This window comes from uncultured Erythrobacter sp., from assembly GCF_947502395.1.
Taxonomy (GTDB): Bacteria; Pseudomonadota; Alphaproteobacteria; order Sphingomonadales; family Sphingomonadaceae; genus Erythrobacter.
Genome location: NZ_CANMZM010000001.1, coordinates 1,232,884 through 1,255,124, shown reverse-complemented (window position 1 = coordinate 1,255,124; position 22,241 = coordinate 1,232,884). Strand labels below are relative to the sequence as shown.

The window sequence follows — 22,241 nt, the reverse complement described above, 5'->3', positions numbered from 1 at the left end:
CCGAAATGGACACACTCCAACGCCTTGAAGCCACGATTGCCGAGCGCATGACCGCCTCGCCCGAGACTTCTTACGTCGCAAAGCTCTACTCTCGCGGCACCTCTAAGATCGCTCAGAAGGTCGGCGAAGAGGCGACCGAGGTAGTGATCGCGGCGATGACGGGGGTGAGCGATGAGCTGGTGGGCGAAAGCGCCGACCTGCTCTTCCACCTGCTGGTCTTGTTGCAAGCGCAAGGGGTAAGCCTTGAAGACGTGCTCGCCGAACTCGACCGGCGCGAGGGGCTTTCGGGCCTCGATGAAAAGGCCTCTAGGAACGAATAAGATGCCCATTGATCCAACGCTACCCTACGACCCAAACAACATATTCGCGAAAATCCTGCGCGGTGAAATCCCTTCGAACAAAGTCTATGAGGATGAATGGGCCTACGCCTTTGAGGACATCAATCCTCAGGCCGAGGTCCACACTTTGGTGATCCCCAAAGGTGAATATGTGAGCTGGGACGATTTCAGTGCGAAAGCCTCAGACGGAGAGATTGGCGGTTTTGTGCGGGCCGTCGGCGCGGTTGCGCGGGCCAAAGGGTTGGTGGAGCCGGGCTATCGCCTGCTTGCCAATATCGGCGCGCACGGAGGCCAAGAAGTCCCCCATCTGCATGTCCATATCTTTGGCGGGCAGCCTCTGGGTCGGATGATCGCCTGACTGTTTCATCCCCAGATTGGCTCGCTCCACCGTATCAAAGATTCGTTCTGTCGACATTCATGTGTGCGCAGTCAGATGCGGCTGGAATGCTCCAATCACACGCGCTAACCCGTCCACGTAATGGTTAACCAAACTTCCCGCACTCCCAACACTCCGGGCGGCGTCATCGATGGCTCTCGCCACCTCTATGCTGTTCGGGTTTACTACGAAGACACCGACCTTTCGGGGATCACTTATCACGCCAACTATCTGCGTTGGTTTGAGCGGGCACGCTCGGACCTGCTTCGATTGCTTGAGATCGATCAGCGATCGGCGATCGAGAGTGGGGAGGGAGCCTATGCGGTCACCGAGATTTTGGTGAAATACATCAGCCCTGCCAAGCTTGATGACGACGTGGTGATCGAAACAACTGCCATCCAGGTGGGCGCCGCTAGCGTTCGGATGGAGCAGGTCGCCAAACGTGGTGATGATGTACTTTCAACGGCCGCCGTGCGTGCGGGGTTCCTCACCCCCGATGGCCGACCGCGCCGGCAACCGGCCCAATGGGTCACAAGTTTCAAAGATTTCATTGATGGAAAAGGACACTAATACGTGGGCTTAACCCTTTTGAGTGCTGCTGCAAGTGAAGCGCTCGGTTCGACCCGGCTTGATCCGCTGGAGCTGTTCCTCGATGCCGATATCATAGTGCAGGCTGTGATGGTTGGGCTTATCCTTGCCAGCATCTGGAGCTGGGCGATCATTATCGCTTTCGTGCTTCGGGTAGGCAAGCTGAACGGTACGAGCCGCGAGTATGAACTCGACTTCTGGAGCAGCAACGATCGCGAGGCTGCGCTATCCAAGAGCAAGCGTCAGGCCATTCCCTCGGCGCGTGTCGCAGGAGCAGGGCTCGACGAATGGAGGCGCTCGACGAAGAATGGCAGCCCAGACCGTGCAGCGACCCGCGAGCGGATTGGGCAAGCGATGGAAAGCCAAGTCGCCGAGGAAGCCGATGAGCTTGCGGGAAAGCTGACTTTCCTTGCCACCACCGGTTCGGTCGCGCCATTTGTCGGACTTTTCGGGACCGTTTGGGGCATCATGAACAGCTTTTTCCAAATCGGCGCGCAGCAATCGGCTTCGCTTGCCGTGGTGGCTCCCGGTATTGCTGAGGCGCTTTTTGCAACCGCAATTGGCCTGTTTGCTGCGATCCCTGCGGTGATTTTCTACAATCGGTTCAGCAATACTGTGAACCAGTATGAGGCGAAGCTCCAACGGTTTGCCGACAAAGTTCATGCTGGGCTGAGCCGCGAACTGGATAAAGCGTAATGGGGATGGGTGTTGCCTCATCCGGTCGTCGGCGGGGCAAGCGCACTCGGCGCGCGGCGATGGCTGAAATCAACGTCACGCCTCTGGTCGATGTGATGCTGGTGCTGCTCATCATCTTCATGGTGACGGTGACATTGCCAGCTGTGGGAGTTCCAATTGAGCTTCCAGAAAGTCGCGCAAACCCTGTTGAGGAAACGCCTACACAGATAACAATCAGTATCGATGATGCTGGCCGCGTTTATCTCGAGAATGAGGTTGTGGCCGTTGGCGGCCTTCCCGATGCACTCGCTGCGATTGACCGAAATGCGGGCGGCGAATTGCCGACTATCGTGCTTCGCGGCGATCGGACTCTTGATTACGGCCGAGTGATGGCAGTGATGGGGGAACTCGGCCGTGCGGGTTTTACCTCTATCTCGCTGGTCACCGACGGTTCAGTTAGCGCGCCATAGCCAGTGTCAGGTATGGAGCTCAGGCATTTTCACAAAGAAGACCGCATCGGCTTGATTGCCGCTGTGGGCCTGCACGTCCTGCTCGTTGCGGTTTTGGCAGCACAAGTGCTGTTTATGTCTAACGAACCCGATATACCTGAGCGCATGACGGTGAGTCTTGCGACTGAAGTCAGCCTTGAGTCGACCGCACCAGATCCGGTTGTCGAAAGCCGCGCATCCATTGGTCCAACCTTGACCGAGGAACCTGCACCGCCGGCGGAAGAGGCACCCTTAGAGCCCGAGCGTACTGAAACGACCCCGCCTCCGCGTCCACAAACTCAGCCCGCACCTCGACCCCAGTCACGAACCGCGCCTCCAAACGCAAGCCCACGTCGACGTCCCGAAGCCGAGCGCCAGCCCCCTCGAGAACGGCCATCGGAGCGCCCCGGTGGAAGTAGGATTGGGAACAACTTTTTGCCTGGTGAGGGTGCGGCAACAAACACTGATGAAACCCGCATTCCTGCAAATGAAATCGGCCGGAGCGCACGGGCATCGCTCCAACAGGCGATTAACCGGCAATTGCGCCCTTACTGGGATGCGCCTTCGGGGCTCGATGCCGAGCAGTTGGTGACCGTGCTCGCCTTTCGCCTCAATGAGGACGGTTCACTCAATGGTCGTCCGCGAGTGGTGAGGCAGTCGGGCGTTACCGACAGCAACCGGCCACAAGCTCCGCTGCACGCTGAACGGGCCATTCGTGCGGTTCAACGCGCGGCCCCTTTCGATTTGCCGGATGAGTACTACAACGCTTGGAAGAACATTACCGAGTGGAGGTTTGATAGAAGGCTGTGAGTATGAGAATTTCACTTGGTATCGGTTTGGCGTTGACCTTGGGAGTCGCGCCGTTGGCTGCGCAGAACGAGGATTTGGGTGACCCCCTCTCCGATGGTGGCGCAGTGGAGACAGCGTTTGAAGAGACTGCCGAGCAAGAAGATGGTGGAGGGCTCACAGGCTCCACCACCGACGAAAGCGACTGGGAGGATCTCGGCATTGCCATTCCTGCTTTTGCCACTGATAATGATGTCTCGACCCCTGCAAACGCCAATGGCACGGGTGCCTTGGGTCGCGAGATTGCTCGGGTGATCACCGCAAACCTGCGTAATAACGGCCTCTTCGAGCCTACCGGGCCCGATAGCCTACCGAGTCCAGACTTCCCACAAATCACCGATCCCAGCTGGTCAAGCTGGACTGGGCGCGGGGCTGAGATGCTGGTGCACGGTTATGTTCGCGCGCGCGCCGATAATCGGCTGGTTGTAGGCTGCTATCTCTATGACGTGATCCTGAAGGATGAGCTGATCCGTGAGGGTTGGGTTGTGCGTCCGGCCGATTGGCGCAGGGCGGCACACAAATGCTCTGACCTGATCTACGCGCGGCTCACCGGGGAGGACCCGTTCTTCGACAGTCGGATCGCCTATATCGCTGAGACTGGTCCAAAAGATAATCGAGTGAAGCGCCTTGCGGTCATGGATTCAGATGGCGCGAACCACCGCTTCCTGACCTTGGGCAGCGCCACCGCGCTCACCCCGCGTTATTCGCCCGATTATTCGAAGATCATGTATCTGTCCTATGTTGATGGGAACCCGCGCATTTATGTCTATGACATTGGCTCGGGCAAACAGACGCTGGTCACTGAAAATCGCAATCCCACTCTCGCGCCGCGCTGGTCGCCGGATGGGCAGTCGATCCTCTATTCGATGGCGGTGGGTGGTAACACTGATATCTACCGTGTTTCCGTAAACGGCGGGCGCAGCACCCGTCTGACTGATACGCCCGGAATTGATATCGGCGGGTCTTACTCTCCCGATGGCCGTCGGATCGTATTCGAAAGCGACCGTTCGGGTTCACAGCAATGCTATATAATGAATGCTGACGGCTCGAACCAGAGGCGCATCACATTCTTCGGCGGACGCTGTGCAACACCGGAGTGGAGCCCTCGCGGTGACCAGATTGCCTTCACGCGTATTGCCGGAGACTTTAATGTTGCGGTTATGACACCTTCTGGCGGTAACCTTCGGGTGCTTACTAACGGATGGCAAGATGAAGCCCCCACTTGGGCACCCAATGGTCGCATTGTCCAATTCTTCCGGACAACGCGCAATTCGGGACGTTCGTCTCTTTGGCAGGTCGATTTGACCGGCCGAAATGAGAGGCGACTGCCAACCCCGGTGGACGCTTCAGATCCCGCATGGGGCCCCATTCGGCCCTAAACATGAGCGCAGCATTAGTTGTTGACCCCCTTGAGACCCCCGCGCATGATTGCCCGGCAAAAAACGGAGAGTAAAATTATGACCTTCTCTGCACGCAGCACCGCCACCATCGTTCTGATGACTTCTGCATTGGCTCTGGGGGCCTGTTCGAAGAAAGCACCCGAAGAGCTTCCTCCTCCACCAGCTGCAACCCCGGCACCGACGCCGCCACCGGTCACAACCCCTGCGCCTACTGGCCCGACGGTTGGTACTCAGGCACACTTTGAACGGGCTGTTGGATCATCGACCACGATCTTCTTTGACACCGACCGTTTCAACATCGACAGCACTGATGCAGCCGCACTTCAGGCTCAGGCACAATATTTCGCACAATTCTCGCAGTTGACCTTCACCATTGAAGGCCATGCCGATGAACGAGGCACGCGCGAATACAACCTGGCTTTGGGCGAACGGCGCGCCAATTCGACGAAGAATTACCTCGTCAGCCTTGGCGTCTCACCGGACCGCATCAATGTTTTGAGCTATGGTAAAGAGCGCCCTGTCGCACTTGCGTCGAATGAGACTGCCTGGGCGCAGAACCGCCGTGCGGCCAGTGTCATCATCAATTAGTAGTGTTTTACAGAGTTAGGCGCGCCTGTTCTCCTTTTCGGAGGGCGGGCGCTTTGCTTTTAGGCGATCAAGACTGACTGGCAGCTTGAGTGAGCATTTGCACAATTGGGCCTTCGCCCTTGGCAAGCCGCAGTTCTCCGTCGCCATCGGCGCGCGTGAACAGGCACAGGCAAACGAGCGCAAGAGCGCTAAAAAGGCTGGAGATTTGCAACTGCTGGCTCATGGAGCGGGCCTGATAATCCCTAATTGGAATGTCGTATTGAGCGAGGTGCTCTACGCAGCATGTATGAACGAACTATTGCAATGCAACATTTCATTTCGCAACTTGTTCCTCAGGCCATTCACATATCTTTCTTTTGCGCGCCACACAGCCTAGATAGCCTGCGTGACTGATCCGACGAATGACATGGCTTTTGGGACTGACTTCGCCTTCAGCTTGGTGATCCGTGCCTAAGGCGCGGCGCTCCAACGACTGGGGGTTTCCGCGCTGGAGGGGCTATGGCTCTTCGCGTGAAGCAACCAATGTCCGCATCTGTGACCGTCATGGTTGCGAAGAACCAGGTGACTGCCCTGCGCCCAAGGCACCCAATAGTCCGGATCGCTGGTACTTCTGTCAAAAGCACGCGGCCGAATACAATTCCAGATGGGATTATTTCGAAGGGCTCGACAAGGCTGAAAAGGCTGAACGGACCAAGGCTGAGCGTCAACAGTCCGAAGGTTATGCAGAGGCTTCGCATTATGGTTGGACGGGTTCTGGCGATGGCTCGCGCAGCGCCGATGAGATGCGTGCACTGGAACTGCTCGAAGTAGAGGCGGATGCCGATTTTACTGCGGTAAAGAAGGCCTACCGGGCGAAGGCCAAGCTCGTGCACCCCGATGTAAAACCGGGCGACAAGAAGGCTGCACAAGAGTTTCAGAAGTTGCAAATCGCCTATGACGTACTTCGCGTTGCGGAAGAGCGCCGCGAATGGAAAGGTTAGACACCACTGATGCGAATACTTGCGTTTGCCGCCAGCAATTCCAGCGTTTCAATCAATCGTCAGCTGGTTGAGTATGCAGCTGGTCTTGCGCGTGATTCTGAGATCGAGACGCTCGACATTCACGATTATGAGATGCCCATTTACCGTCATGATCGCGAGGAAGAAAAGGGCATCCCCCAAAAGGCCTATGATTTCCTCGCCCGGATCGGCGCGGCTGATGCTCTGATCATTTCCTTCGCCGAGCACAATGGGGCCTACACTACCGCTTTTAAAAACCTATTCGACTGGTGTAGCCGCGTGGGCCGTGAAGTTTGGCAGGGCAAGCCCATGGTTCTCCTGGCCACATCACCCGGCGGGCGCGGAGCCCAAGGTGTGCTCGATTTCGCGGTTGAAGCGGCCCCGCGGTTTGGTGGCAAAGTGATCGGGTATTTGTCGGTGCCCAGTTTTGGCGAGAACTTTGACAGTGGGGCAGGTAAACTCTGGGATAAAGCGCTTGATGCCGAGTTGCGTAGACTAGTCCAAGCTCTGAGGTCCGGCTAGCCCAACAGACCTCCGATCAATATCCGCTCAGCACCGATTTGACCTGATCGAAGCGACCGGCGGCGAGGTCTTCCGGTTTGATCAGATATTGGAGAACGCCCTCGCCGAAGTGATGCTCGGGGCCTGAATAGCCGGGCAGTTCGAGTAACAGAAGGTGGTCGTCGACCATGCCTTCGACGTAGCCCTGAACGAAGCTCGGCGGGCCAAACATATGTTCTGGCGTTGGAGCATGAACATGCCTTACGCGCTTCAATTCTCCAGCCTTCTTGCGTTCCTGCCACTCATCCCAACCTCCTGGTTTCGAATGATCCGGGTACTCGTCTGTAATGTATTCGCTGGCAAAAGCATGTTTGCGCATTGTGTCTTCGATCAACTCATGCGGTACACCTGGGAGTGCTTCGCTACCAACGCCAAGGCTGAGATCGATAGATTCCTCAACAAGTTGATAGAAGCCGAGCTCGATCATCGTTTTGCGCGCTTCGACCCATTGCCAGATGTCGTCGGAGATTTCTTGTTCGACAGAGTGGCCAAGAGGGCGTTGGCATCCGAGATTGTAGAGTTCTTTGGCTTCCTCAAGCCAGCTCTCAAACTGTTGTTTACGATCTTCATCGCTCAAGTCGGGATATGCCTTCTTCACCGTGGATCGATCTGTCCGCTGCAATTGCTCAATCATTTTCGCAGCAAGTACGCGGATCGCTCCGAAATCATGCGGAAATGAAGGGAATGGGCGGGCAAAGCCCGGCTTTGGCGCATCGAGATCGCGGATATCAGCGTCATCCTCAATGCCGCTTTGTTGAGCTGCCAATACCGCTTCGGCGCAGTGGTCTTCAGTCCAGAATAGCTGCTCGCTTTCTTCGTCTGCAAACTGAGGCGACGGATATTCGAACGCGATTGGCTCAAACGGGAACCGCGGCATAAGGCGTGGTACAAAATCCTCGGCGTTGTCCACCTGGTTGGAGCAGCCGCTCATTTGCCAAGCACCTTCGGGACCAAAGACAGGCGGTGCATCTTCTGGGGTGTCGATCTCAGTCCAACCATCTGTCGGGCCCGAGTGATGAATAAAGCGATGGCCCTCGATGAATTCCTCGCCGTTGCCCCAATCCAGATTGAGAAAGCAATAAAGCACGCCGTCCTCAGGCAGCAGCCCGGTCTCGTCTTGTTGCGAAAGCTGAGTGCAATCCCATTGCATGATAAAGGTCAGCGGCTGACCGCCTTCGGCGCCACGCCCGCGGGGCCATTCGAAGCCTTCGGGACCAATGGGCTTACCTCCATAGAATGACAGACCGTCATCCGCAGGAGATTTCGGCAAGAATTGCCGAAATACGATCGGACGCATCCGAGCTGCGGTGATTGTGGGCGCGATCGAATCCTCATCGTCTGGGCTCTTGCTCGTCGCGACCGCTGCAACGACAACTGGCGTGACCTCTTCCGCTAGTTCGGGCTCCGAAGTCTCATCAGGGTTACCCTCGATCCCGTGCGGCTCAGGCACGTTCTCTACAGTGGCTTCGTCACAATCGGTGAATTCGGCCTCTTCAATTTCTGCCTCATGCGCCTCTGGTTCTTCTGCCTCGGCAAGCTCAGCTGCTGGTACAGGCTCTTTCTCAGGCTCTGCTGTTTGAAACTCTCCTGAAGGTGTGCCTTCTTGGCGCTCTGCATCGGCCACCAGCGAACGGCGGCGGCCAGCCTGTACTGGAGCACTCTCAGGTGAGAATGCAGATTTCGTTTCATCAGGAAGGGCATCTTCGACCACTTCAAATTCTGCAACCCCGCTTTCAGGATTGGCGGTCTTCTTACGCCGCCAAAAAACGAAAGTCGCGCCTCCTACGGCAAGCAAAAACCCGCCCGCCATAAGCAACAGCGGCGCAAGAAGCCCGGGGGCAATTATCGCGAGAAGAGTTTCAAAGTGCATTCCAGCATTCCCAAAGAGGCTTTCCTGGCTGAGACCCGATCCGCATGCACGGGAAAGCTCAGTCAGGATTAAAGAATGCCTGCACCTACAAAAACTTGGTCAATTCAGAGTTAACGCTCCAAGCTGGATTTGCCAAAGATCACCCAGTCTTCGGGGCGTTAATCTTCTTGTGAGCCCTGTACCTGTTTGGGGCTGCGCAAACTGGTGTTGGTGGCGGATGGGGGATTGTCATTCCACCACGGCACATCGGTCCAGGGCCGAATGTCGATCTCATGTGTCCAGCAATTGCGCGGTTGCTGTGCGAGGTTCCAATAAGTCTCGGCAACATCGACCGGCTCGACTACGCCTTCGTTGCCTTTTAAGGCTTTGTAAGCCTCGAACTTGTCACCCAGAAGCTTGCCAAGCGTATCAGGCGCGTTGACTGAACCATCGACCACTATGTGCGCGATATGGACACCTTGCGGGCCAAATTCGGCATTCAACGTCTGACACAACATTCGCCGTCCCCCCATGGCCGCGGCGTGACTATGTTGCCCTGCATTACCGCGCACCGCCGCTGTAGCAGAGGTAACCAGCAAAGTGCCGTGCCGCCCGACCCTAGCGCGTTCCACCATGTAAGGGAAGAGCGCGTGAGAGAGACGGAATAGCCCAAAGCAACCAAGCCGCCAGCCCAGTTCAAAAGTGCGGTGGGGCGTATCGAGCAGTGCGCGGTTTCCGATTTGTGCACCCAGATTATAGAGCGCTGTGTCGATCGGACCGATATCGCGTTCGGTGCGCTCGACTAACTCCTCAATAGAACCATCCTCGCTCGCATCGACCAGCGCGCCAGAAGCGCTGCCACCTGCCTTTTCAATCTGGGCGACCAGCCGTTGCAGTCCCTCTTCGTCAGAACGCCGTGCAAGCACCGCGTGATATCCGCCGGCCGCAAAGCGGGCAGCGACATTGCCACCAATGCCAGCACCCGCTCCGAACACCAAAAATACAGGTTTGCGACTATCGCTCATGCCTCTCTCCCATCGACAATGAGAGAGAGGTTAGTCTGGAAATCAGACGTAGTCCAGAGCCTGTTCGAAGTCGGCGATCAGATCATCCGGATCCTCGATCCCGATACTGATCCGGACAAGGCTGTCTGTGATGCCGAGCGCGGCGCGGCGATCCTCGGGAACCGAAAGGTGGGTCATCGAGGCAGGGTGGCTGGCCAGCGTCTCTGTACCGCCTAGGCTTACCGCAAGCTTGGCAATTTGCAGGTTGTCGAGGAAGCGGAAGCACTCTGCCTCGCCGCCTTTCAGGAACACGCTGAAGGTAGAACCTGCACCCATGCAGTGACGGTCGTAGATATCCTGCTGGCTCGCTTCCTCGATCATGCCGAGATAGCCGAGGCCTGTGACCTTCGGATGGTCTTTTAGGAAAGCACAGACCTTAGCGGCATTCTCGCCAGCGCGGGCCATGCGCAATTCAACCGTTTCAAGACTGCGAAGGAGCATCCATGCGGTGTTGGGATCGACGATCCCGCCCATAGTGTTGCGAAGCGCGCGCACGGGGTCCATCCACTTCTTTGCGCCTGCAATGCTTCCTGCGACCAGATCGGAGTGCCCGCCCACATATTTAGTGAGCGAGTAGGCGACAATATCCGCGCCGTGGTCGAGCGGGCGCTGCCACAATGGCCCGAGGAATGTGTTGTCGATCGCGATGGGGCAGGGCTTGCCGAGCACCTTGTCGCGGGCTGCCTTCACAGCCTCAACATCGACCAAAGCATTTGTCGGATTGCCCGGGCTTTCAAGGTAGATCATTGCGACCTTGCCGCCATTTTCGCCCGCTTGGCATTTCGCGCGCGAAATGACCTCCTCAATCTCTTCAGCGCTCGCCCCCGCGGGGAAGTCGACATAAGTCACTCCAAACTTTGAGAGGACTTTGGCAACGAAGCCTTCGGATGCGGCATATAGCGGGCCAGAGTGGACGATCACGTCGCCCTGGCTGACATAGGCCATCATCAGGATACAGATTGCCGTCATTCCGCTCGAGAAGGTAAGCGCATCTTCTGCTCCGTCCCATATCGCAAGACGATCTTCGAGGATCTCTTGATTGGGCCCGTTGAAGCGCGAATAGACAAGGCCTTCTGCGCCGCCTTCGCGTTTACCAGTGATGCCTTCAAAGTGACGTTTTCCATCGGCTGCGCTTGGGAAGGCGAATGTCGAGGTAAGGAAGATTGGCGCTTTCAAGGAGCCTTCAGACAAGGTTGGATCATATCCATGTCCCATCATCAAGGTAGATGGCTTCAGGGGGCGCCCACCGATTTCTGTGCGCTCCGGCTTGGGTTTGCGGCGCGGCGTTGGGTTTCCAGTTGCGTCGATTGCATCGGTCATGATGCTGATCTCCTTCCTAAATATACGTCCCTAGGAAGGCAGGGACTTTTCGCTGTTGGATCCGATGGAGCGCCCGCTTCTAACCTCCGCAGAAGCGCCTCTCCCCAAAGACCGCGTGCTGTAGCTTTTGGATATGTCGATGCGGTTTCATTTGCAACCGGATTTGTGGTGGCAATCCCTAAGGAACCTATGCCGCATATGTTGGGTGACCATCTTAAGTATGCACTCAGACTACAGCTTTTATGCATTGTGGAATACCCACAGGGATCAACCTGGCTCAGAAGATGAAAGCCACCCCCCAGACCAACGCGACGATCAGAAAAATACCAAGAATATCAAGCACCAGACCCGCACGGACCAATTTCTCGATCCGTAACCTCCCGGTGCTCCATGCGATGGCATTGGGCCCCGTACCGGCAGGCAGGATAAAGCCCCAGCTTGCGGCAAGCGCCGCGGGCATTGCTATCAGTATCGCCGCCTCACCAAGGCCGAGCCCCGCGGCAAGGCTAGCGACCACGGGGATGATCGCACTTGCTGTTGCGACATTGCTGGCGAATTCGGTGACCAGAACCACCATCGCAACCACCGCCAGCGCGACGATAAACAAGGGCAGGGTCTCCAAGGGAAGCAAGGATTGCCCCAGCCAATCGGCAAGACCGCTTGCTTGCATGCCTGCAGCCAAGGCCAGCCCGCCGCCAAACATCAGGATCACGCCCCAGGGTGCGCGGTCCGCTTCATGCCATTTGAGCAACGCCCGGGTCTTGCCATTGTCGTTGGACCCATCTGGCAGGAGAAACAGTGTGAGTGCCGCAACCACAGCAATTGTCCCATCGGTCCAGCTGCCCTCCGGCAAGTACGGCGCAACCCAGCGCCGCGTCATCCAAAGAGCAAAGGTGATGGCGATGATAGGCACCAGCCGCTTCTCAGCAGGGGTCCACGCGGCGTGATCGTCAATTGCTGACCGCGCAGCGGCCACGTCAAAGGTATGTGCATTGACCTTCTGCACCCGTGCGATGATCACGCAGGCGAGCGGCACACCGATCAGAACTATCGGCAGTCCAAAGGTCATCCACTGGGCGAAAGAAATCTGCAATCCGATCATATCGTCGAGCAGCTGAACCGCGATCCCATTGGTGGGCGAACCGACAATCGTGCCAAGTCCACCAATCGTGGCGGCAAAGGCAATCCCCATAGGGAGTGCGCCGTATATTCCATTGGTTTGAGGCGCTTCTCCTTCGACCATTTGCAAGGACGCGCCCCCTGCAAGAACTGCAAGCGCCATGGGCATCATAATCAGCGTGGTCGATGTGTTCGAAATGAGGCCTGAAAGGATTGCGGCGCTGATCATAAAGGCGAACAGCAATCGCACCTGCCCTCCTTGGCTCCCGATTGCCTTCAGGATCGCGAGGCTCAACCGTCGGTGCAGTCCGGTTCGCTCAATCGCGAGCGCTATGAAGGCTCCCCCAAGCAAAAGGAACAAGATTGGCGCGTAATAAGCGCTTGCCGTCTCGCGCGCGGTCATCACTCCGGAAAGCGGCAAACATACGAAGGGCAACAGCGCGGTGACAGGCAGTGGCACAGCCTCGGTCATCCACCATGCTGCCATCCATACAACCAGCCCCGCAACGAGCCATGCGGCTGGCTCCATCCCCGCGGGTGCAGGCGCGAACACGGAAATCGCAAAGGCGAGGGGACCCAGAAAAAGGCCAATCCTTTGGGCTGTCATAGGGGCACAACGTCCTTTGCTTACGCGCTTTCCCCTATCGTGCCAGCTTCCGCCACAAGCGCAAGATTGCGCACGCCATCGCTGTGGATCGATTGGATGTGCGGGCGAAAGCGGGTTGATAGTGAGGCATGCGTCAAGATCGACCGATTGAGATTGTGCCCGAGAACGTTGCATTGGTGCCTTTCACGGGCACACTTGCAGCCCCTTTTCAGGATGATCCGGCACTTCGCTGGATCGAACCAGACGCAGCCAAGCGTCGCACGATGCTGACGGGCTTTTTCAAAGTGATGGCCGAACACGCACGCCGCCATGGAGAGATCCTGGCATCACCCGATGAGGCCGCTGCCAGTTTGTGGTATCCGCCAGGCAAGGTGAGTGATGGGTTCCTTGCTACGGCTTATGACAATCTGCGAATGCTCGCAGGGTTTCGCTTTGCTCTCCCGCGAGGTCTCTCTGTTGCGGAAGAGATGTACAAACGCCACCCAAACCCGCAGCTTTACTCCTACCTGCGCTATGTCGGTGTCGCTCCGGATGCCCAGGGCAAAGGCTGGGGCGGTGCGATCGTGCGTGCCGGGGTCGCGAAAGCGGCGGCGCAGGGGCTGGGCGTAATGCTAGAGACCGCGACACCAGACAACGTCACGATTTACACGCGGCTGGGTTTTGAGATTTTCGAAGAATGGTAGGTGCCGGGAGGCGGTCCTCAATTCTGGACAATGATCCACCCGGCTCGCTGAACGTTCTTACTTCGGTGCCAACACCATCAGCATTTGACGGCCTTCAAGGCGTGGGAACGCTTCGACCTTTGCGGTTTCTTCGACATCTTCCTGCACGCGTTTGAGCAAGTCCATGCCTAAATGCTGGTGCGCCATTTCGCGACCGCGGAAGCGCAAGGTCACTTTCACCTTGTCGCCATTGTCGATGAATTTGTTCACATTGCGCATCTTCACATCGTAATCATGAGTGTCGATGTTGGGACGCATCTTCACCTCTTTGATGTCCTGCGTCTTTTGTGTCTTACGAGCCGCGTTGGCCTTTTTCTGGGCCTCATAACGATATTTGCCGACATCAAGGAATTTGCACACGGGGGGGTCTGCGTTGGGAGACACCTCAACCAGGTTCAGGCCCTTGTCCTGAGCCTGCTCAACCGCTTCATTCGTGAACATTACGCCCAAGTTTTCGCCTTCATCGTCGATGACGCGCACTTTGGGCACCTGAATAAACTGATCATAACGAGGGCCGCTTTTCGTTGGCGGGGCCATCTGACGCCGAGGTGGACGGGCTATGTGGGTTCTCCTGTTGTAGCCTTTTGCTGAGTCTCAAATATAGGCGCAAAGCCCTTAAGATACTAGGCGTGCGCGTCAAGCTGCACTTCGATAAAGCGGGAATGTGACCAATTTGCCCTTTGCGGGCAGCACAGCGTCTACTTCGCTCGCCGGGCTCAGCGCCTCAAGTATCTCTGGGGCGCCTGCATCCATGCCGCCAGTGTAAGCGCCAAAGGCTGGTGCGATCATGCGGTCTGGGCCGCTGTCAGAGCGGCTGAGCACGGCGCAGGGCCTCGCAATATGCCGGTCTCTCACCCTCACGCGCATCTTGGGATGGTAGTGTCCGGAAAGTTCAGGCCGCGTTTCACCTGTGCGGGCTTCGTGGCGCAAAATGATCCCCCCAATCTCGAGCTCATCAGTGCTTTCAGCGCCAAACGTCCGGTGCATTTGCTCATCATGATTGCCCGTGACCCAAATCCAGTCATGGGTGCGGATAAGCCCTTCGAGCATTCCGGCGGCATAGGGCTCTAGCCGGCTGGTCCCCGCATCATCGTGGAAATTGTCTCCCAGAGTGATTACCCGGCGCGCGCCTGTCGCCTTGATCGTATCAGCCAATCGTTCGAGCGTTTCGCGACTGTCATAGGGCGGGAGCATCTGCCCCGTCTGCGCATACCAGCTGCCCTTTTCGAGGTGCAGGTCGGCCACCAACAGTGTCCGCTCACGCGGCCAGTAAAGCGCGTTTGGCTTGGTAAGCACCAACTCCTCCCCCGCAAATCCAAGCGGCGCACCAGAATCGGATGGGAACGAAACAAGAACCATACTCTTCAATTGCCGCTTCCACGCGCGGTTGGCAAGGGGCTGCAAGCTTAGCTGCCCGGTTGACTTGATCTTTGTCAAAGCGGATGGACAGCGGATATGTATCTGCAGTCTTGCAGAATTAACGAGAGTCACGGGGATCACTATGAGCGATTGGGCAGGTCACACGCAGCGGGCAAAGACCTGGTTCGGAAGCCTTCGCGACCAGATTTGCGCCGAGTTTGAGAGCATCGAGCGCGAGGCGGGTTCCGAGGCTAGCTTTGAGTACACCCCTTGGACCCGCGAGGAAGAGGGCAATGAAGACCCTGGCGGCGGCGTTCAGGGTCTGATGAAGGGAAAGGTGTTTGAAAAGGTCGGCGTTAATGTCTCGACCGTGCGCGGAATGTTCTCACCGCAGTTTGCCGATCAGGTGAACGGGGCGAGTGTCGAACATCCCAATTTCACCGCAACCGGCATCAGTCTGGTCGCGCATATGCACAATCCGCATGTGCCAGCGGTACACATGAACACCCGGTTTCTGACGACTCAGGCCGCATGGTTCGGGGGCGGCGCGGATCTTAATCCGCCACTTCCCTATGAAGAGGACACCGAGGAGTTCCACGCTTCGATGCGAGCGGCTTGCATGGGCCACAATCCGACCTATTACGAGCGGTACAAGAAATGGGCGGATGAGTATTTCTACATCCCCCACCGTGAGGTGCATCGCGGGGTCGGCGGGATATTCTATGACCATCTCGAATGCGATGACGATCCAAGCTTTGATCGCAATTTCGCTTTCACGCAGGATGTCGGCAAGGCCTTTCTCGACATCTATCCTAAGCTGGTGCGCAAGCGGATGGGACACGAATTCGATGATGCAGACGTGGTCCAACAGCTCGAGTATCGCGGGCGTTATGCAGAATTTAATCTGGTTTATGACCGGGGCACGATTTTCGGCCTGAAAACCGGCGGAAATATTGAAGCGATCCTGATGAGCCTGCCTCCACGCGCGACTTGGAGCTGATCCCTGAGGCCAGTTCCTCTATTCTAATGCACCATGCGAGAAAGTTCCGCGAAAGTCGCATTCTTACTTGCAACTGCGAGTAAGTCGCAACATCAACGCGCGTAAGCGTATCTATATATTCTGGGCTTCCCGGGTCGAGCGGTCCACAGGGTAATCACACCCAGTCAGCGCCAGAGCGGCCGCAGTTACAACGAGCCAAGACTGCTTAGAAATTCTAAATCGACCCTTTTGCATGCTGCCCCCGCGATTTGGCCTTGCCTATCGCTGTTAGGGGCACCAAACTTGAGTCAATGCTGCGCCAATATGAACTTGTGGAACGGGTCCTTGATTACGATCCAAGTGCCGATGAGGCGGCGCTTAACCGCGCCTATGTTTACACCGTGCAAAAGCATGGCACGCAAAAGCGCGCGAGCGGGGATCCCTATTTCTCGCATCCCGTCGAAGTGGCCGGACTGATGACCGATTTGCAGCTCGATCAAGAGACGATCATGACTGCACTCCTGCATGACACGGTCGAAGACACCTTGGCGACAATTGAAGATATCGAGGCCAATTTCGGGCCCGATGTCGCAAGGCTTGTCGATGGAGTGACCAAGCTCTCCAAGATTGAGGCCATGCCCGAAAATGAGCGAGCGGCGGAAAACCTGCGAAAGTTCCTGCTTGCTATGTCCGAGGACATCCGCGTGCTGTTGGTGAAGCTGGCGGATCGATTGCACAATATGCGTACGCTTCACTTCATCAAGAAGCCTGAGAAACGCCAGCGGATCGCACGCGAGACCATGGATATCTACGCTCCGCTCGCTGAGCGGGTGGGCATGTATGAATATATGCGTGAAATGCAGGCGTTGGCGTTCCAGGAGTTGGAGCCAGAAGCCTATGCGACCATCACTGATCGGCTCGAAGCTTTGCGCGGCGAAGACAGCGGCGAGGTCGATGCGATTGCGCTGAAAATCAAACAGGCGCTGGCCGAAGCGGGACTGTCGGTTGAGGTAACCGGGCGCGAGAAGCACCCCTATTCGATCTGGCAAAAGATGTCAGAGCGGCACGTGAGCTTTGAGCAAGTCACAGACATTATGGCATTCCGCGTCATCACCGAGAATGTTGCCGATAGCTATGCATCCATGGGCATTCTGCACACCACGTGGCAGTTCCTTCCTGGCAAATTCAAAGACTATATCTCTACACCCAAGACCAACGGATACCGCTCGATCCACACTTCGCTCATGTATGAAAACTCGATGCGGGTCGAAGTGCAGATTCGTACGCGTGAGATGCATCATCGCAATGAGTTCGGTCTTGCCGCGCACTGGGCGTATAAGCAGCATGATCGAGCTGATGGACAAGTTGGCTGGCTGCGCGATCTTATCGAGATTGTCGATGCCAGCCATGATGCGGAGGAATTGCTCGAGCACACGCGCCTGGCGATTTATCAAGACCGCATCTTTGCCTTCACCCCTAAGGGGGCCCTGTTTCAGCTGCCCAAGGGGTCAACTGCGGTCGATTTTGCCTTTGCCGTGCACACCGATATGGGTCTCTCAACCGTCGGCGTGAAGATCAATGGGCGGCACATGCCGCTGCGCACCCAGCTTTCCAATGGCGATGTGGTGGAGATCATCAAGGGCGGCGAGGCGGAGCCGCAGCTTTCCTGGCTTGGCTTTGTCGTGACTGGCAAAGCGCGCGCCTCTATTCGAAGAGCGGTGCGCCTCAAAGAGCGCGATGAAGTAGCCGAGATCGGGACCAAACTCTTCGATGAGATTGCAACCCGCGTCCCCGCTAAGATTGGCAAAAAGGCAATTCGCATCGCAATTGAACGGCTTGGAATGGAAGAGCCGGAAGATCTCATGTTCGCCATCGGCGCCGGCAAGATCAGCGACCGAGAGGTGATGGAAGCATTGGTCCCAGGGTGCACCTCGGAATTCGACGAGGATGAGGAATGGACTGGACGCGAGCGTCAGATTTCTATCAGAGGTCTGACACCCGGTGTCGCTTTTGAACTCGCCGAATGCTGCCATCCGGTTCCTGGCGACCGGATTGTTGGCCTTAGGAGGAAGGGCGAGCGGGTAATCGTTCACACGATCGATTGCCTTGAGCTTGTCAATGGAGTCGACAGCGATTGGCTTGATCTCAATTGGGGGAAACGATCGCATGGGGCTGTGGGGCGGTTTGCGGTTACGATTTATGATCGCCCGGGTACTCTGGCCGAGATGGCGGGAGTGTTTGCGCAGCACAAGATCAATGTGACCAATCTACGGCAGACCCATTTGGAATTGCCTTTTGCGACTTATGAGATTGATGCCGAGGTCAACGATGTCGCGCACCTATCGCGCATTCTTTCTGCCCTACGCGCAAGTGATGCGGTGGCGCAGGCCGACCGGATCTGATTGCGGCACATTCTGACAGCTGATCCTTCGATACCGCATAGTGTGTGGTTAATTTGGGTTTACCATGTCTTAAGCCTCTCTGCGTAAATCTCCTCAGGTTACCGGTTCCGTTGAAGGACCGACACATCGAAGGGAATTGGGGCAGTGACTTCGCTCAACCATCAGTTTGAGAACGATTTTTCCTCTAGTGATTCTGAGGAACGCACCGTTGAGTTGAGCAATAGATGGCTCGATCGGCTCTCGGTTGAAAAAAAGCTGCGGTTTGCGGTTCTGGGCAACACGCTCGTCTTGGCATTTCTGGTCAGCCTGATTCTATGCGCCGCTTGGTTTTTCACTGAGACTGGGCGTGAACACTCGATTTCTAATGCCGTTGAGGCGCGCAGTAACAACGCCGTTGTCGCTCTCTACGATGCGGTTGAAAGCGTTGATGCGGCTGAAGATGCAAGGTCTCAGATCCGACGTGATGAGGCTCTTCTTCAATCTAATGAGGCGCTTATCCTTGCTGTTGCGCTGCTTAATGAGCCTATTGCCCAAGCGTCAGCTTCTCTGCCGCAGGATTATAGCCAAACGTATATCGGTCTTCGCGATGATGTGCAGGCGCTGCAAAGTCGAGCTGATGCAGCGCGCGGCACAACCGCCACATTAGCGGAATTGCGTGGCGAGATTATCGAAACCAAAAACGACCTTAAGGACTTCACCGCTTTTCTTCGCACACGCATGAAATCCAGCACAGCCGCTTTGTTTGGAGAGATTACGACATTTCTTCTCGTATTGGTGATCATCAGCGCTGGCTGCATAGCCGGTTCAATATTTGGCGCACGGCGCATTGCTTCCAGTGTTTCGGCCAAGATCAAAAAGCTGACCTCGACGATGGAGAAGATCGTCGAAGGTGACACCTCTATCGAAATTCCAAGTCGCCATCGCCAGGATGAAATCGGCGGCATGGCGCGGGCCCTAGAAGTGTTCCGCCGCTCATCTTTGGAACTGAGCGAGCTAACACAAAGGCGCGCAGCCGAAGTTGAAGAACAGCTTGCGCAGCAGCAGTACACTTCAGACGAAATGCGCGCCTTGCGACAGCAGAAAAGTCAGCTGCTCGAAGATCTCGCCAAAGGGTTTGAGGTCTCGGTTGGTGAGCTGATCACCTCAGTATCGGCAGCCTCGGAGCAGCTCAAAGCGACATCTGCGCAAATGGTTAAGGTGGCCGATGGGTCGAATGAGCAGGCCGATAGTGCCAGCGCGGCTATGAAAAGCGCCTCTTCTAACGTCACTGCTGCCGCAGCGGCGACAGACGAGTTTGCACTTTCGATTAATGAGATCAGCCAACAGGCAACTGCCTCGGCAACTCTCGCGCGCGATGCGACTGCCCTAGTGGCCTCTGCCAACACCCGTATGGACGATCTTTCGAGCGCAGCCGAAGAAGTCGGCGAGATTGCCGGGCTTATTCAAACCATCGCTCAACGCACCAATCTGCTCGCGCTAAACGCGTCGATTGAAGCTGCACGCGGGGGCGAGGCGGGCCGCGGCTTTGCGGTGGTGGCCAGCGAGGTCAAGGAACTCGCCATGCAGACAAGCGCGGCGACAAGCTCAGTGGCCGAGAAAATAACCGCAATGCAGGATTCCACCCGTTCCAGCGCAGGGGATCTCACCTCGATCTACGATCAGATCGGAGAACTAGAGAAGGTTGCGGTCGTGATCGCAACAGCGGTTGACCAACAATCGGTCTCGGGCGAAGAACTGGCGCGCAACATCGACACGGTTGCCGAGGGTTCTCGCCAAGTGAGTGAGCGTCTTGTTGCGCTGCGCGAAGCGAGTGAGGAAACGGGTTCGGCTGCGGGGGATGTTGTAGCGAGCGCCAATGCACTTGGCACCCACGCTAATGATCTGCGCGAAAAAGCCGGCCGGTTTATTGCCGATGTTCGCAAGTCCGCGCGCGAATTGGAAGCTGATTGCGAAGCCGCGTAACTAAAGCGGTGTCACGCTCAGCGCGAATTCGTCTCCAGGCACCAAGTTTTCGGCCCTGCGGATCGCAGCTTTGACCGGCAGTAGCCAGCCGCGTTTCTTATCAGGAAAAACGCTGGTATTCCATTCGCTTTCACCGATCCGAGCGAGCACTTTCAGCGAACCAAAACCTGCGCGGCGACCGAATTCGAGCTTTCGCATCAGGGCGATGCCCGTGAGCGCTTCACCCGCTTCACCGTCGATTGTAATGAAGTGCCAGCTGCCCTTTTCTTGCGCACGCCAGACCCAGATAGGGCCGGTATGGTGCACGGTTTCATCCATCGCCAATCGCCCGGACCGGCACAGGGATATTGCAAATATCTGCGCCGCCTGCCGGCACGATGAAGAATGGATCGCGGCGATTAGCGCGGGCGTCGGCATATTTGGCGAAAGTCTCGCCTTCGGTCGACAGATACTCGAACTGCGGGCGCTCGCCTTCGGGGAGGTCTGACGCCACACGGATCGAGACGATCGGTGTGCGCAAGCCAGCCTCTTCCTCAGTGTAGAAGCCCAAGACACCAGAGCCGCGACGGAGTGAGGAGAGATGCTCCATCCCATCGATAATGCGACCAGCAAGCGCGATGTTGCGATCAAGATGGCGCGGCGCATGGCCGATGACGGTGTAGAGCTCTGCGCCAGAGCCAGTGTCTGGAGAGAAATTGCGGCCTACGCCGACCATCCCGTAGCAGTGGATTGGCCAGCTTCCTTGCCGGTTAACACCAATCGGCCAACCGTCGTATGGCATTGATAGACTTCCATAGGGTTCGAGTAGAACCAGAGCATTGGCGGTTGCTGCCATTGCTAATTCTTTGAGGTCATCAAATGTCTCAGCTTGTCCTGCTGGTCGTAGTGTGGCTGTGTGGAGAGCTGCGGATTGATAGCGCTTGCTTGCTTCGTCAAAGACTTTCTGCCCATCAGCATTTCCGTTTGAGACGAGGTATCCTTCCTCGTCCATTACATTCAGTCCATCAGGCAAAGACTTCGTTTCGATCCCTTCACCTTCGGGATTGTCATGCCCCGGATCGCCCCATTGGACGACGTAATTGTCCTGTACTCGGTTGACGCTGATGCCGTCGTACCATCCGCTGCGAGCAAGAGTGCGGATGTTCTCCACCCACCCTTGAGAGAATGGCGCTGGCAAGAGCTGGATCACAACGCTGCGTTCATTCCCATCGCGGTCTGGAGCGAGGGTCATCACCAGCAAGTCCTCGGCATCAATCACCACCCATTCCTCAGGCGACGCATTGGCTACGATCTCGTTCGGGCTCATTGCTTCTGAAGGCAATGGGGGAGGTGGCTCGGTCCCGATCTGCCCGATAGCGGCAGTTGAAAGGGAGATCGCGGCTGCGACAGTAAGGACATGCTTCTTCATGGCCACCTTGTGCCATTGGCATCTCAAAACAAAAACCCCCTTCCACGCGTTTTTGAGGGTGGAAAGGGGTTCTTGGTAAGCGGCGTTCGCAGCGAATGCCTTATGCGCGCAGCGCCGACCAATGAGACTCGAATACCACATTTCCACGGTCGGCCCAATAGACTGTTCAACGGAGCAGTTGCGGTCTGATCCGTTCATGGCTAAAGGCACGCTTCCCAAGTCAGGGCATGCGGAGACGTGGCCGAGTGGTCGAAGGCGCACGCCTGGAAAGTGTGTATACGGTAACCCCGTATCGTGGGTTCGAATCCCACCGTCTCCGCCACCTAGTCCTGCCCGAGTAGGGATTTCCAAAACCACTGCCTGAAAGCCCCGCGTTCCGGCGGCTTTTTCGCGTGCACTCAGCACCGTTGAGACTCCAGATTTCCGTCTCAATACGACGTTTTCCGCGATAGTCTCAGAACGAAATTTGGCCGGTGCTGAGACGCCATTAGCAGGGAATTTTGCGTTTTTTCATGACCCTCATCGTGGCAGAAGCCGTTAAACTCCTGCGAACAGGCCAGAATCTGCCAAATTTCGGGTTTCAAAACAGGGA

23 protein-coding genes and 1 tRNA gene are annotated in these 22,241 nt (G+C 56.7%); 15 read left to right on the top strand and 9 right to left on the bottom strand.

Features of this window, described 5'->3' with window-relative positions:
- Window positions 1-5 precede the first annotated feature (5 nt).
- From Q0778_RS05795 to pal, 8 genes are all read left to right on the top strand, one after another.
- Entirely contained in the window at window positions 6-320 is a 315-nt protein-coding gene (locus Q0778_RS05795; protein ID WP_298309038.1) for a phosphoribosyl-ATP diphosphatase, read from the top strand.
- Between the two features lies 1 nt (window position 321).
- Window positions 322-696: a histidine triad nucleotide-binding protein gene (locus tag Q0778_RS05790; RefSeq protein WP_298309041.1), complete on the top strand. Its 375-nt coding sequence runs from the start codon at window positions 322-324 to the stop codon at window positions 694-696.
- Window positions 697-816: 120 nt separating this feature from the next.
- Entirely contained in the window at window positions 817-1,284 is a 468-nt protein-coding gene (locus tag Q0778_RS05785) for a YbgC/FadM family acyl-CoA thioesterase (RefSeq protein ID WP_298334684.1), read from the top strand.
- A gap of 3 nt (window positions 1,285-1,287) precedes the next feature.
- On the top strand, window positions 1,288-1,998 hold the full coding sequence (gene tolQ / locus Q0778_RS05780) for a protein TolQ (RefSeq protein ID WP_298309046.1): 711 nt from the start codon (window positions 1,288-1,290) through the stop codon (window positions 1,996-1,998).
- Window positions 1,998-2,447, top strand: coding sequence for a biopolymer transporter ExbD (locus Q0778_RS05775; RefSeq protein WP_298334682.1), 450 nt, complete (start codon window positions 1,998-2,000; stop codon window positions 2,445-2,447). The genes tolQ and Q0778_RS05775 overlap by 1 nt, the downstream gene beginning before the upstream one ends.
- Before the next feature lie 12 nt (window positions 2,448-2,459).
- Window positions 2,460-3,275 carry a cell envelope integrity protein TolA gene (locus tag Q0778_RS05770; RefSeq protein WP_298309053.1) on the top strand — a complete coding sequence of 272 codons (816 nt, stop codon included), beginning with the start codon at window positions 2,460-2,462 and terminating at the stop codon, window positions 3,273-3,275.
- A gap of 2 nt (window positions 3,276-3,277) precedes the next feature.
- Window positions 3,278-4,690: a Tol-Pal system beta propeller repeat protein TolB gene (gene tolB, locus Q0778_RS05765; RefSeq protein WP_298309056.1), complete on the top strand. Its 1,413-nt coding sequence runs from the start codon at window positions 3,278-3,280 to the stop codon at window positions 4,688-4,690.
- Window positions 4,691-4,768: 78 nt separating this feature from the next.
- Window positions 4,769-5,299, top strand: coding sequence for a peptidoglycan-associated lipoprotein Pal (pal, locus tag Q0778_RS05760; RefSeq protein ID WP_298334680.1), 531 nt, complete (start codon window positions 4,769-4,771; stop codon window positions 5,297-5,299).
- A gap of 67 nt (window positions 5,300-5,366) precedes the next feature.
- On the opposite strand, the gene Q0778_RS05755 is transcribed toward pal, so the two are convergent.
- Entirely contained in the window at window positions 5,367-5,522 is a 156-nt protein-coding gene (locus tag Q0778_RS05755; RefSeq protein ID WP_298334678.1) for a hypothetical protein, read from the bottom strand.
- A 223-nt stretch (window positions 5,523-5,745) separates the two neighbouring features.
- On the opposite strand from Q0778_RS05755, the gene Q0778_RS05750 reads away from it, so the two are divergent.
- Together Q0778_RS05750 and Q0778_RS05745 are read left to right on the top strand one after the other, a co-directional pair.
- Window positions 5,746-6,279 (top strand): J domain-containing protein, encoded by a 534-nt coding sequence (locus Q0778_RS05750; RefSeq protein ID WP_298334676.1) that lies wholly within the window; start codon window positions 5,746-5,748, stop codon window positions 6,277-6,279.
- A gap of 9 nt (window positions 6,280-6,288) precedes the next feature.
- Complete coding sequence (locus Q0778_RS05745) at window positions 6,289-6,819, top strand: NAD(P)H-dependent oxidoreductase (RefSeq protein ID WP_298334674.1); 531 nt, start codon at window positions 6,289-6,291, stop codon at window positions 6,817-6,819.
- Window positions 6,820-6,835: 16 nt separating this feature from the next.
- On the opposite strand, the gene Q0778_RS05740 is transcribed toward Q0778_RS05745, so the two are convergent.
- From Q0778_RS05740 to Q0778_RS05725, 4 genes are all read right to left on the bottom strand, one after another.
- Complete coding sequence (locus tag Q0778_RS05740; protein ID WP_298334673.1) at window positions 6,836-8,728, bottom strand: DUF1963 domain-containing protein; 1,893 nt, start codon at window positions 8,726-8,728, stop codon at window positions 6,836-6,838.
- 158 nt (window positions 8,729-8,886) lie between these two features.
- Window positions 8,887-9,732, bottom strand: a complete 846-nt coding sequence (locus Q0778_RS05735) for an SDR family NAD(P)-dependent oxidoreductase (RefSeq protein WP_298334671.1) — start codon at window positions 9,730-9,732, stop codon at window positions 8,887-8,889.
- A gap of 42 nt (window positions 9,733-9,774) precedes the next feature.
- Window positions 9,775-11,091, bottom strand: a complete 1,317-nt coding sequence (locus tag Q0778_RS05730) for a cystathionine gamma-synthase family protein (protein ID WP_298334670.1) — start codon at window positions 11,089-11,091, stop codon at window positions 9,775-9,777.
- Window positions 11,092-11,368: 277 nt separating this feature from the next.
- On the bottom strand, window positions 11,369-12,817 hold the full coding sequence (locus Q0778_RS05725; protein ID WP_298309081.1) for a DASS family sodium-coupled anion symporter: 1,449 nt from the start codon (window positions 12,815-12,817) through the stop codon (window positions 11,369-11,371).
- Window positions 12,818-12,945: 128 nt separating this feature from the next.
- Here Q0778_RS05725 and Q0778_RS05720 point away from each other — a divergent pair, with 128 nt between their 5' ends.
- Window positions 12,946-13,500, top strand: a complete 555-nt coding sequence (locus Q0778_RS05720; RefSeq protein ID WP_298334668.1) for a GNAT family N-acetyltransferase — start codon at window positions 12,946-12,948, stop codon at window positions 13,498-13,500.
- 57 nt (window positions 13,501-13,557) lie between these two features.
- On the opposite strand, the gene infC is transcribed toward Q0778_RS05720, so the two are convergent.
- Both infC and pdeM read right to left on the bottom strand, forming a co-directional pair.
- Window positions 13,558-14,076: a translation initiation factor IF-3 gene (gene infC, locus Q0778_RS05715; RefSeq protein ID WP_298309087.1), complete on the bottom strand. Its 519-nt coding sequence runs from the start codon at window positions 14,074-14,076 to the stop codon at window positions 13,558-13,560.
- Between the two features lie 99 nt (window positions 14,077-14,175).
- Entirely contained in the window at window positions 14,176-14,898 is a 723-nt protein-coding gene (pdeM, locus tag Q0778_RS05710; RefSeq protein ID WP_298334666.1) for a ligase-associated DNA damage response endonuclease PdeM, read from the bottom strand.
- A 142-nt stretch (window positions 14,899-15,040) separates the two neighbouring features.
- Between pdeM and hemF the strand changes: the two genes are divergently transcribed.
- The 3 genes from hemF to Q0778_RS05695 all read left to right on the top strand — a co-directional run bounded on the left by hemF (window position 15,041) and on the right by Q0778_RS05695 (window position 20,241).
- Window positions 15,041-15,898 carry an oxygen-dependent coproporphyrinogen oxidase gene (gene hemF / locus Q0778_RS05705; protein ID WP_298309098.1) on the top strand — a complete coding sequence of 286 codons (858 nt, stop codon included), beginning with the start codon at window positions 15,041-15,043 and terminating at the stop codon, window positions 15,896-15,898.
- 290 nt (window positions 15,899-16,188) lie between these two features.
- Complete coding sequence (locus Q0778_RS05700) at window positions 16,189-18,279, top strand: bifunctional (p)ppGpp synthetase/guanosine-3',5'-bis(diphosphate) 3'-pyrophosphohydrolase (protein ID WP_298334665.1); 2,091 nt, start codon at window positions 16,189-16,191, stop codon at window positions 18,277-18,279.
- Between the two features lie 144 nt (window positions 18,280-18,423).
- Complete coding sequence (locus tag Q0778_RS05695; RefSeq protein WP_298309104.1) at window positions 18,424-20,241, top strand: HAMP domain-containing methyl-accepting chemotaxis protein; 1,818 nt, start codon at window positions 18,424-18,426, stop codon at window positions 20,239-20,241.
- Here Q0778_RS05695 and Q0778_RS05690 read toward each other — a convergent pair whose 3' ends face one another.
- Both Q0778_RS05690 and Q0778_RS05685 read right to left on the bottom strand, forming a co-directional pair.
- Entirely contained in the window at window positions 20,242-20,559 is a 318-nt protein-coding gene (locus tag Q0778_RS05690; RefSeq protein WP_298334663.1) for a DUF1905 domain-containing protein, read from the bottom strand.
- Entirely contained in the window at window positions 20,552-21,649 is a 1,098-nt protein-coding gene (locus tag Q0778_RS05685) for a peptidylprolyl isomerase (RefSeq protein WP_298334661.1), read from the bottom strand. The genes Q0778_RS05690 and Q0778_RS05685 overlap by 8 nt, the downstream gene beginning before the upstream one ends.
- A 231-nt stretch (window positions 21,650-21,880) precedes the next feature.
- On the opposite strand from Q0778_RS05685, the gene Q0778_RS05680 reads away from it, so the two are divergent.
- Window positions 21,881-21,971: transfer RNA gene (locus Q0778_RS05680), tRNA-Ser, on the top strand.
- The last annotated feature ends 270 nt before the right edge of the window (window positions 21,972-22,241 follow it).

Excerpts from the sequence above, each read along its gene's own strand:
- Q0778_RS05685 (WP_298334661.1), bottom strand. The coding sequence starts at position 21,649 with ATGAAGAAGCATGTCCTTACTGTCGCAGCCGCGATCTCCCTTTCAACT.
- Q0778_RS05720 (WP_298334668.1), top strand. The coding sequence starts at position 12,946 with ATGCGTCAAGATCGACCGATTGAGATTGTGCCCGAGAACGTTGCATTG.
- Q0778_RS05690 (WP_298334663.1), bottom strand. The coding sequence starts at position 20,559 with ATGGATGAAACCGTGCACCATACCGGCCCTATCTGGGTCTGGCGTGCG.
- hemF (WP_298309098.1), top strand. The coding sequence starts at position 15,041 with ATGAGCGATTGGGCAGGTCACACGCAGCGGGCAAAGACCTGGTTCGGA.
- Q0778_RS05740 (WP_298334673.1), bottom strand. The coding sequence starts at position 8,728 with ATGCACTTTGAAACTCTTCTCGCGATAATTGCCCCCGGGCTTCTTGCG.
- Q0778_RS05785 (WP_298334684.1), top strand. The coding sequence starts at position 817 with ATGGTTAACCAAACTTCCCGCACTCCCAACACTCCGGGCGGCGTCATC.
- Q0778_RS05755 (WP_298334678.1), bottom strand. The coding sequence starts at position 5,522 with ATGAGCCAGCAGTTGCAAATCTCCAGCCTTTTTAGCGCTCTTGCGCTC.
- pal (WP_298334680.1), top strand. The coding sequence starts at position 4,769 with ATGACCTTCTCTGCACGCAGCACCGCCACCATCGTTCTGATGACTTCT.
- Q0778_RS05790 (WP_298309041.1), top strand. The coding sequence starts at position 322 with ATGCCCATTGATCCAACGCTACCCTACGACCCAAACAACATATTCGCG.
- Q0778_RS05735 (WP_298334671.1), bottom strand. The coding sequence starts at position 9,732 with ATGAGCGATAGTCGCAAACCTGTATTTTTGGTGTTCGGAGCGGGTGCT.
- Q0778_RS05730 (WP_298334670.1), bottom strand. The coding sequence starts at position 11,091 with ATGACCGATGCAATCGACGCAACTGGAAACCCAACGCCGCGCCGCAAA.
- Q0778_RS05700 (WP_298334665.1), top strand. The coding sequence starts at position 16,189 with ATGCTGCGCCAATATGAACTTGTGGAACGGGTCCTTGATTACGATCCA.
- Q0778_RS05745 (WP_298334674.1), top strand. The coding sequence starts at position 6,289 with ATGCGAATACTTGCGTTTGCCGCCAGCAATTCCAGCGTTTCAATCAAT.
- Q0778_RS05770 (WP_298309053.1), top strand. The coding sequence starts at position 2,460 with ATGGAGCTCAGGCATTTTCACAAAGAAGACCGCATCGGCTTGATTGCC.
- tolB (WP_298309056.1), top strand. The coding sequence starts at position 3,278 with ATGAGAATTTCACTTGGTATCGGTTTGGCGTTGACCTTGGGAGTCGCG.
- pdeM (WP_298334666.1), bottom strand. The coding sequence starts at position 14,898 with ATGGTTCTTGTTTCGTTCCCATCCGATTCTGGTGCGCCGCTTGGATTT.
- Q0778_RS05795 (WP_298309038.1), top strand. The coding sequence starts at position 6 with ATGGACACACTCCAACGCCTTGAAGCCACGATTGCCGAGCGCATGACC.
- Q0778_RS05725 (WP_298309081.1), bottom strand. The coding sequence starts at position 12,817 with ATGACAGCCCAAAGGATTGGCCTTTTTCTGGGTCCCCTCGCCTTTGCG.
- infC (WP_298309087.1), bottom strand. The coding sequence starts at position 14,076 with ATGGCCCCGCCAACGAAAAGCGGCCCTCGTTATGATCAGTTTATTCAG.
- Q0778_RS05775 (WP_298334682.1), top strand. The coding sequence starts at position 1,998 with ATGGGGATGGGTGTTGCCTCATCCGGTCGTCGGCGGGGCAAGCGCACT.